Origin of the sequence: Nevskia soli, assembly GCF_903970205.1 — a bacterium.
Lineage (GTDB): Bacteria > Acidobacteriota > Terriglobia > Bryobacterales > Bryobacteraceae > Bog-113.
This window is the reverse complement of sequence record NZ_CAJCHS010000442.1, coordinates 1-7460: the sequence shown is the minus strand read 5'-3', so window position 1 is coordinate 7460 and position 7460 is coordinate 1. Positions and strand designations below refer to the sequence as shown.

The following is a 7460-nucleotide window of genomic DNA, read 5'->3' as shown; positions in this document are numbered from 1 at the left end:
GGGTGGCCGCAGGCCGTATCGATTGGAGCCGAGGCCCGAATTGTGGTTCGGGAAGGTCAGAAGAGGAAACCGACCCTACCCGGCGCAATCGGCTTAAGGACGGCGGGTCCAAAGCTCGTCTCTTTAAACCCGATTTTACATCCGCGCCCATTTTGTGATTACAATTGAACGCGGCACTTACTCTGAAAATCAAAACGAGGAAATCCATGCATAAATTACTGACCCTGATCCTCGCGGCCACACCGTTCGTCGTCGTGGCCGCCCCACAGGCAGAGACAACAACCGGAGCGATGACCGATGCCGAGCGCTCCTACCTGCTCGCGCAACTCGACGAATCGAAAAAGAATTTTCTGGCCAGCATCGAGGGCCTGACACTCGCGCAATGGAAGTTCAAAGCCGGGCCGGATCGGTGGTCCGTGGCCGAATGCGCCGAACACATCGTTAAAGCGGAGCCTTACATTTTCGGAGCGTCTCAGAAGTTCCTGCAAACCCCGGCGGTGCCGCGGCTTGCCTCGGCGACTGCCGAAGTCGACGAGAAGATCGTCGCCGGCGTGAAAGACCGCTCGCACAAGATCAAGGCGCCGGAACCGATTGTTCCCGCGGGCATCTACGCAACGCCGGCCGATGCCGCGCAAGCCTTCATCGCCGTCCGCGCCAAGACCATCGAGTACGTGAAAACCACGAATGACGATCTCCGCACCCACGTCGGCCAAGGCCCCACGGGTCCCATGGACGCCTACCAGTTTCTGCTGTTGCTTTCCGCCCATAGCGCGCGCCACACCGAGCAGATTCTGGAAGTCGAGGCCGATCCCAATTACCCCAAGACCGCGACTGCGACGGGTCAGTAGTACCAGGCGCGGTGAGCGGCGTACGCGGGTCTGCTAAGCTTATCCGTTGCCATGACAGTCGATGAGATTCGCGAGCTCGTTCAGCTCCTGTCGGAATCGGACATTACCGAGCTCGAAGTTCAACGGGGAGAGGACCGCGTCCGCATCAGCCGGTCGGGCGGCTCAAAATCCGCCGCGCCGGGCTCGGGGATGCACTATTCTTCCGCGCCCCCGCCATCCGGGACCGGCGGACACCAGCAGTTTGCCCAAGGACCGTCGCCGCAGGCGCTTGCGCCGCAACAAGCGCCCGAGCCCCCGAAAGCGGAACCGACTGACGACCCCTCCGTCAAGCTCGTCAAGTCGCCGATCGTCGGCACCTTCTACGAGTCCGGGTCGCCGGGTTCCCCGCCGTTCGTTCGCGTCGGCGAGACGGTGCAAGCCGGGCGCGTGCTCTGCATTATTGAATCCATGAAGCTCATGAATGAAATCGAGGCGGAATTTGCCGGAGTCATCGTGGCCAAACTGGTGCCCAACGGGCAGCCGGTCGAATACGGTGAAGCTCTGTTCTCGATCCGGGCCATCTAATATCTAACAGCGTGAGTTCAACCAAAACTTCTGAAAGCGTCAAGCGGTTTCCTGCGTCCACTTCGCCGCAGCCCGCAGCCAAGCTTCCGTTTCGTAAAATCCTGATCGCCAATCGCGGCGAGATCGCGTTGCGCGTCATCGCGGCATGCAAGGACCTCGGCATACCAACGGTCGCCGTCTATTCCGAAGCCGATCGCTACAGCCTGCCGGTGCGCTTCGCCGACGAAGCGGTCTGCATCGGGCCGGCCAAGAGCGCGCGTAGTTATCTAGATATCCCCTCGATCATCAGCGCCGCCGAGATCACCAACGTCGACGCCATTCATCCCGGCTACGGCTTTCTGAGCGAGAACGCGCGGTTTGCCGAAGTGTGCAAAGAGAGCGGGATCAAGTTCATCGGACCGCGCCCGGAGATCATCCGCGAGATGGGCGTCAAGGAACGTGCGCGCGCCATCATGAAGCAGCACGGAGTGCCCACGCTGCCGGGCTCCGAAGGCGTTCTCCAGAGTCCGGAAGAGGCCATCGAACTCGCCGGCCAGATCGGATTTCCCGTCATCCTCAAAGCATCCGCGGGTGGCGGCGGACGCGGCATGCGCGTCTGCTACAAGGCTGAAGAGCTTCCCGCGTTGTTGATGCAGGCGCAACAGGAAGCCGGCGCCGCCTTCAGTTCCGCCGACGTGTACCTGGAAAAATTCGTCACGCGCCCGCGCCACATCGAATTCCAGATTCTGGCCGACGAGCACGGCACCGTCGAGATTCTCGGCGAACGCGAGTGCAGCATCCAGCGGCGCCATCAGAAACTGCTGGAAGAATCGCCATCGCCTGCGCTGCGTCCGGAAGTGCGTGAGCGCGTGATGGCCAAGCTCCGCGAGGCGCTCAAATCCATCGGCTATACCAACGCGGGTACGGTCGAGTTCCTGATGAACGAAACCGGCGACCTCTACTTCATCGAAGTCAACGCCCGCATTCAGGTGGAGCATCCCGTCACCGAACTCGTCACCGGGATCGATCTGGTGAAGTCGCAGATCCGCATCGCCGCCGGCGAGAAGCTCGACGATCTGATCACGCGGCCGGTGCAGCCGAAGGGTCACGCGATCGAATGCCGCATCAACGCCGAGAACCCGGAGACGTTCGCGCCGTCGCCCGGCCGCATCACCGCGCTCAACTTGCCGGGCGGCATCGGCGTCCGCGTCGATACGCACGCTTTCACCGACGGCGTAATCCCGCCGTACTACGACTCTCTGGTCGCCAAGCTCATCTGCTACGGAGCGGATCGAACGGAGGCGATTGCGCGCATGCGACGCGCCTTGAGCATGTTTATCGTCGAAGGCATTCATACCTCGATTCCGCTGCACCAGCGCATCCTTGCCGATCCCGATTTCGTGGCCGGCAACTTCGATACGCACTTCATCGTCAAGCTGCTGGGCTGAAGTTTCCAGTTGGCCGCTCCACTTCCATTTCGCACCGCGCGCCGCCTGGTATTGGAACATGTCGCAGCCGCGCAGGTTCCACCGCCTGCAGAGATAGTGGAACTCACCTCCGCGGACCAGCGCGTCTTAGCTCAAGACGTCTACGCCGACCGCGATTACCCGACGCTCGACCGCACCGCCCGCGACGGATTTGCGGTGCGCTCCGCCGACCTGCCGGGCCGCCTTCGCGTGATCGGTGAGGTTCGCGCGGGAGCCCGCTTCACCCGGGCTGTTGGACCCGGCGAGTGCGTAGAGATCATGACCGGCGCCCCAATTCCCGATGGCGCGGATTCCGTCGTTATGGTGGAACACGTCCGCCGTGATGGCGATTGGATCGAGTACGAATCCGCCGTGCCGGCCGGTCAGTTCATCAACGAGCGCGGCAGCGAGGCGACCCACGACGCGCTTCTGCTTCGCGCCGGCACGCGGATCGGATACGCGGAAGTCGCCATGCTGGCTGCGGTCGGCTGCGCGCGGGTCTCTGTTTTCCGTAAGCCGAGTGTCGCGATCATCGCCACCGGCGACGAACTCGTCGAACCGGGCGAACCCGCCGAAGCCCATCAGATCCGCAACTCCAACGCCTACTCGGTCGCCGCGCAGGTCGCGCGCGCGGGAGGCATCCCTGTCATCCTGCCCGTGGCGCGCGATCGCCTGGGAGCAACCCGCGCGCTGATCGAAGAAGGGCTCACCTACGACCTGCTTCTGCTATCCGGCGGCGTTTCCGCGGGCAAATACGATGTCGTCGAACTCGCGCTTGCCGCTCTCAGAGCCGACGTCGTCTTCGATCGGGTTGCGATCCAGCCGGGCCAGCCGCTCGTCTTCGGCCGGGTTCGCGCGCGCTTCTTTTTCGGGCTGCCCGGCAATCCCGCATCGACCCTGGTTACGTTCGAACTCTTCGCCAAGGCCGCGTTGGAGATGCTCGGAGGCGAACCGGCGCGTGACATCCTATTCACCCAGGCCCGATTGACGCAGCCCTACAAGCATCGCGGAGGTCTTACCCGTTTCCTCCCGGCTCTTGTCACCGGCGATGCCGATCTGACACCGATTCAATGGACCGGTTCGAGCGACATCGCCGCGCTTACCCGCGCCAACGCGTTCATGGTGGTTGACGCGGATCGAATGGAATGGGCGGTGGGCGATTGGATGCCCGTGCTGCTCAAATGAATCCCCTATCTCATTTCGACGAAGCCGGACAGGCGCGCATGGTCGATGTTTCCGGCAAGTCCGAGACGCGCCGCACCGCGACCGCGCACGCGTTCGTCCGCATGAGCGCGGCTGTAATCGCGGCGCTCGCGAGCAACCCGAAAGGCGATCCGCTCGAAGTCGCCCGCGTCGCCGGCATCATGGCGGCTAAGAAAACCGCGGATCTGATTCCGATGTGCCACCCGCTCGGTCTCTCGCACGCGGGAGTCGATCTGACCATCGAACCGGACGGCATCCGCATCCTCGCAACTGCCGCCACGACAGCGCTGACCGGCGTTGAGATGGAAGCGCTCACCGCGGCCGCCGTCGCAGCACTTACTGTCTATGACATGACCAAGGCGCTCGATAAAGGGATCGAGATAACCGATCTTTATCTGATGGAGAAAACCGGCGGCAAGAGCGGCCACTGGAAGCGTGCTTAAAGCACCGGCGCGCGGCTCCCTCGAAAATGACCCCAACATACACGCGCTCCCCTCGGCTCCGGGTTTCAGCCTAGCCCTAAGAGCGAGAGGAAGTTCGGTTGCCCGTTGGACGCGTGGACTCCACCGTCGATCGGCAAGTTCACTCCGTTAATAAAAATGGCGTCCTCACTCGCCAGGAACGCAATCACACCCGCGACTTCGTCCGGCGTTGCGCTCCTGCCGATCGGAAGGCGTTCACGAAAAGCTGCCATAACAGCCTCATTTTTCACAAGATCGGCGGTGGCTTCGGTGGATGTGAGACTGGGCGCCACTGCGTTCACCCGCACGCCGCGGGAGCCGTACTCAAGCGCAAGGGAACGCGTCAAGTTGGTAAGCGCCCCCTTGGCAGCATTGTAAAAACTAAGCCCCCAGTCTCCCCCCAAACCGGATACGGACGAAACGTTGACGATGGAACCCTTCGTTTTCAGAAGATGAGGCAAGGCTTCCCGGGTTGCGAAGTAGACGCTGTCAAGGTCGGTCGCCATTGTCTTGCGCCAGTCTTGAGTGGTGCCCTGGGCGAACGGACCAAAGATCGCCCATGCAGCGTTGTTGACAAGCACATCCAGTTTCCCGAACTGATTGACCGTGTCTTCAACAAGGCGCTTCACGTAGTCCTCCTCCGACACATCTCCAGGGTGAACCAGCGACTTTGCTGGATCGAATCCTGCTATCGTTTCCCGCAGTTTGTGTTCACGCCGTCCATTAAGGGCTACCAACGCGCCTTCCTGTAGAAAGCGGCGCGCGGTGCCCGCCCCAATGCCGGAGCCGGCCCCCGTGACGATAACTACCTTACCTTCGAATCTATTCATAAGTCTCTCCTACGAACTTAACGTAACGGTTGTTGTGAAACTACTGTTACCCTGGCGATCCTTCGCAAGTCGTTTCGAAAAGGATCACATTCAAGGTTCCGGCCGCGCAGGCCAGCAGACTCGTCCTCGTTGACGTCCTGGCCCGATGCTAACCTGAAAACGTGGGAAACGTCGTCAAACGGGTGCTTCTGTGGGACTACCCGCGCGCATCCTGGCAGTATGACTTGATCGTCGCAGTGATCCTCCTGTTTATCTTCGGCATTCCCCGCGCGTGGTTCCACGATCAGCCGCGGATCCCGCAATCCCACGAGGTTGCGCTACTGCCGTCGGCCAACGGAGCTAGCGTATTCTGGCTCGAGCCGGAGTTGCTCGCGGACGTTGCCGAAAACGCTCCGGATCGGGCGAGAGTCGCTCGCGTCGCCGGGATTTTGAAGGTGAAGACCGGGCGCGAGCAAAAGGTCACGAGGGTCGATCCGGTGTACAACTCCGACCATGAATTGACGGGCTATATGGCTGTGGCAAAACCTTAGCAATTGCCTCGAACTCCCGCGCGTCAAACCGATATGAACAATAGGTACCTCGCTGCGTCGTTCATCTTCATTTTGGGGAGTGTCGGATTCGCTGGAGGCGCGGATCCGGCCGACGCAGTGCTCGCCAAAATCGACCGTGCCGCCGCGGGTTTCCGGGGAATGTCGGCCGATTTACGCCAGGTAGCGCACACTGAGGTCGTCAATCAGGATCAGGTCGCCACCGGAACCATCCGGATGAAGCGAGTCAAGCCGGGCGACACGCGCATGCTGGTGAATTTCGGCCAGCCGGATCCAAAATCCGTCTCCCTCCAGGGCCAAACGGTGGATATCTACCTGCCGCGCACCAACGTCGTCCAGGAGTACAACCTGGGCCAGAATTCGTCGCTGATCGAGCAGTTTCTACTGCTCGGATTCGGGACGACCAAGGCGGATTTGCTGGCCAATAATGAGGTGAAATATCTCGGAGCCGACCCGCTGGACGGCCGTCCCGCCGCGGAACTGCAGTTAACGCCGAAGAATAAGGACGTCGCGGCTCACGTTCAGAAGATCGAGATGTGGATTTCACCCGACACCGGCCTGCCCATCCAGCACAAAATCTTCCAGGCCGGCGGCGATTACCAGCTTTTCGCCTTCTCCAACATCCATTTGGAACCCAATCTCCCGGATTCCAGTTTGAAGCTGAAATTGCCAAAGAATGTTAAAAGAGAGACTCCGGGGCGCTGAGCGACGCTTTATCGGTACCCTTTGGCAGGATCATTGCTATCAATACAACAAACATGAAGACCGCGAACCGGCTTCTTTATCTCGATTGGATGCGTGGATTGGCCGCCGTCATCATGCTGCAAGGCCACGTGTTCCATTCGTTCCTGCGCAATGACTTGCGAACGGGAGGATTCTACGTCTTCTCGCAGTTTGTGGGCGGCATGCCCCCGGCGATCTTCCTGTTTTTAACGGGCATCACCCTCGCGTTCCTGATGGATAGCCAGGAGCGTAAAGGCTTCCCCGTTGCAGCGCGTTGGACGGGCGCCCTGCGCCGCGCGGGATATCTGCTGGCCGTCGCTTTCGCCTTCCGTATCCAGCTGTGGTTGTTTACGCGCCTTTTCTCTCCGGCAACCGACTCGCCCTGGACGGAAATGTTGAAGGTCGACATCCTCAACTGCATGGGCGTCGGCATCGGATTCTTCGCCATTCTGGCGATGCTCTCGACCCGCAACCGCATCAAGGTCGGCGCGATCCTGGGCGTTACAATCGCACTCCTCGCGCCGCTGGTCACCCAGTTCGGCGGTTCGATACAACCGCAGTTTCTGCGCGACTACCTGGTCCCGAGTTATAACTACTTCTCCTTCTTCCCCTGGGCCGCTTACATCGCGTTCGGAATTAGTTTCGGGTCTGTACTGCGTCTCGCCAAGGGTGAACGGCTGACGTGGATGATGCAGCGGTTCGCTCTCGGTGGAGCCTTGTTAGCGTTGGGTGTGAGTTTCTACTCCAGCTATGGACCGTCGGTCTATCATAAGTCCGAATTCTGGCTGGATGGTCCCGGCTTAGTATTCATCAAGCTTGGCGTACTGCTCCTGATGAT

General features: G+C 60.8%; 9 protein-coding genes. 8 read left to right on the top strand and 1 reads right to left on the bottom strand.

The genetic code is table 11. The annotated features are described in order from the left end of the window. Positions 1–206: 206 nt before the first annotated feature. The 5 genes from H1Y01_RS18995 to moaC all read left to right on the top strand — a co-directional run bounded on the left by H1Y01_RS18995 (position 207) and on the right by moaC (position 4503). Positions 207–848: a DinB family protein gene (locus tag H1Y01_RS18995; RefSeq protein ID WP_180542374.1), complete on the top strand. Its 642-nt coding sequence runs from the start codon at positions 207–209 to the stop codon at positions 846–848. Positions 849–899: 51 nt separating this feature from the next. Continuing rightward, the gene (accB, locus tag H1Y01_RS18990; RefSeq protein ID WP_180542372.1) at positions 900–1412 is read left to right on the top strand and encodes an acetyl-CoA carboxylase biotin carboxyl carrier protein; all 513 of its coding nucleotides are present in this window, start codon (positions 900–902) and stop codon (positions 1410–1412) included. Between the two features lie 98 nt (positions 1413–1510). Continuing rightward, positions 1511–2839, top strand: coding sequence for an acetyl-CoA carboxylase biotin carboxylase subunit (accC, locus tag H1Y01_RS18985; protein WP_367399806.1), 1329 nt, complete (start codon positions 1511–1513; stop codon positions 2837–2839). A gap of 9 nt (positions 2840–2848) precedes the next feature. Beyond that, entirely contained in the window at positions 2849–4042 is a 1194-nt protein-coding gene (locus H1Y01_RS18980) for a molybdopterin molybdotransferase MoeA (protein WP_180542368.1), read from the top strand. Continuing rightward, entirely contained in the window at positions 4039–4503 is a 465-nt protein-coding gene (gene moaC / locus H1Y01_RS18975; protein WP_180542366.1) for a cyclic pyranopterin monophosphate synthase MoaC, read from the top strand. The genes H1Y01_RS18980 and moaC overlap by 4 nt, the downstream gene beginning before the upstream one ends. Positions 4504–4568: 65 nt before the next feature. On the opposite strand, the gene H1Y01_RS18970 is transcribed toward moaC, so the two are convergent. Continuing rightward, positions 4569–5351 (bottom strand): SDR family NAD(P)-dependent oxidoreductase, encoded by a 783-nt coding sequence (locus H1Y01_RS18970; RefSeq protein ID WP_180542364.1) that lies wholly within the window; start codon positions 5349–5351, stop codon positions 4569–4571. A gap of 161 nt (positions 5352–5512) precedes the next feature. On the opposite strand from H1Y01_RS18970, the gene H1Y01_RS18965 reads away from it, so the two are divergent. The 3 genes from H1Y01_RS18965 to H1Y01_RS18955 form a co-directional block, all read left to right on the top strand. After that, a complete protein-coding gene (locus tag H1Y01_RS18965) occupies positions 5513–5881 on the top strand; it encodes a hypothetical protein (protein WP_180542362.1) in 369 nt (122 codons plus the stop codon). 33 nt (positions 5882–5914) lie between these two features. Then, positions 5915–6604: a LolA family protein gene (locus H1Y01_RS18960; protein WP_180542361.1), complete on the top strand. Its 690-nt coding sequence runs from the start codon at positions 5915–5917 to the stop codon at positions 6602–6604. A 53-nt stretch (positions 6605–6657) separates the two neighbouring features. After that, a partial coding sequence (locus H1Y01_RS18955) for a heparan-alpha-glucosaminide N-acetyltransferase domain-containing protein (RefSeq protein WP_180542358.1) occupies positions 6658–7460 on the top strand: 803 nt, incomplete at its 3' end.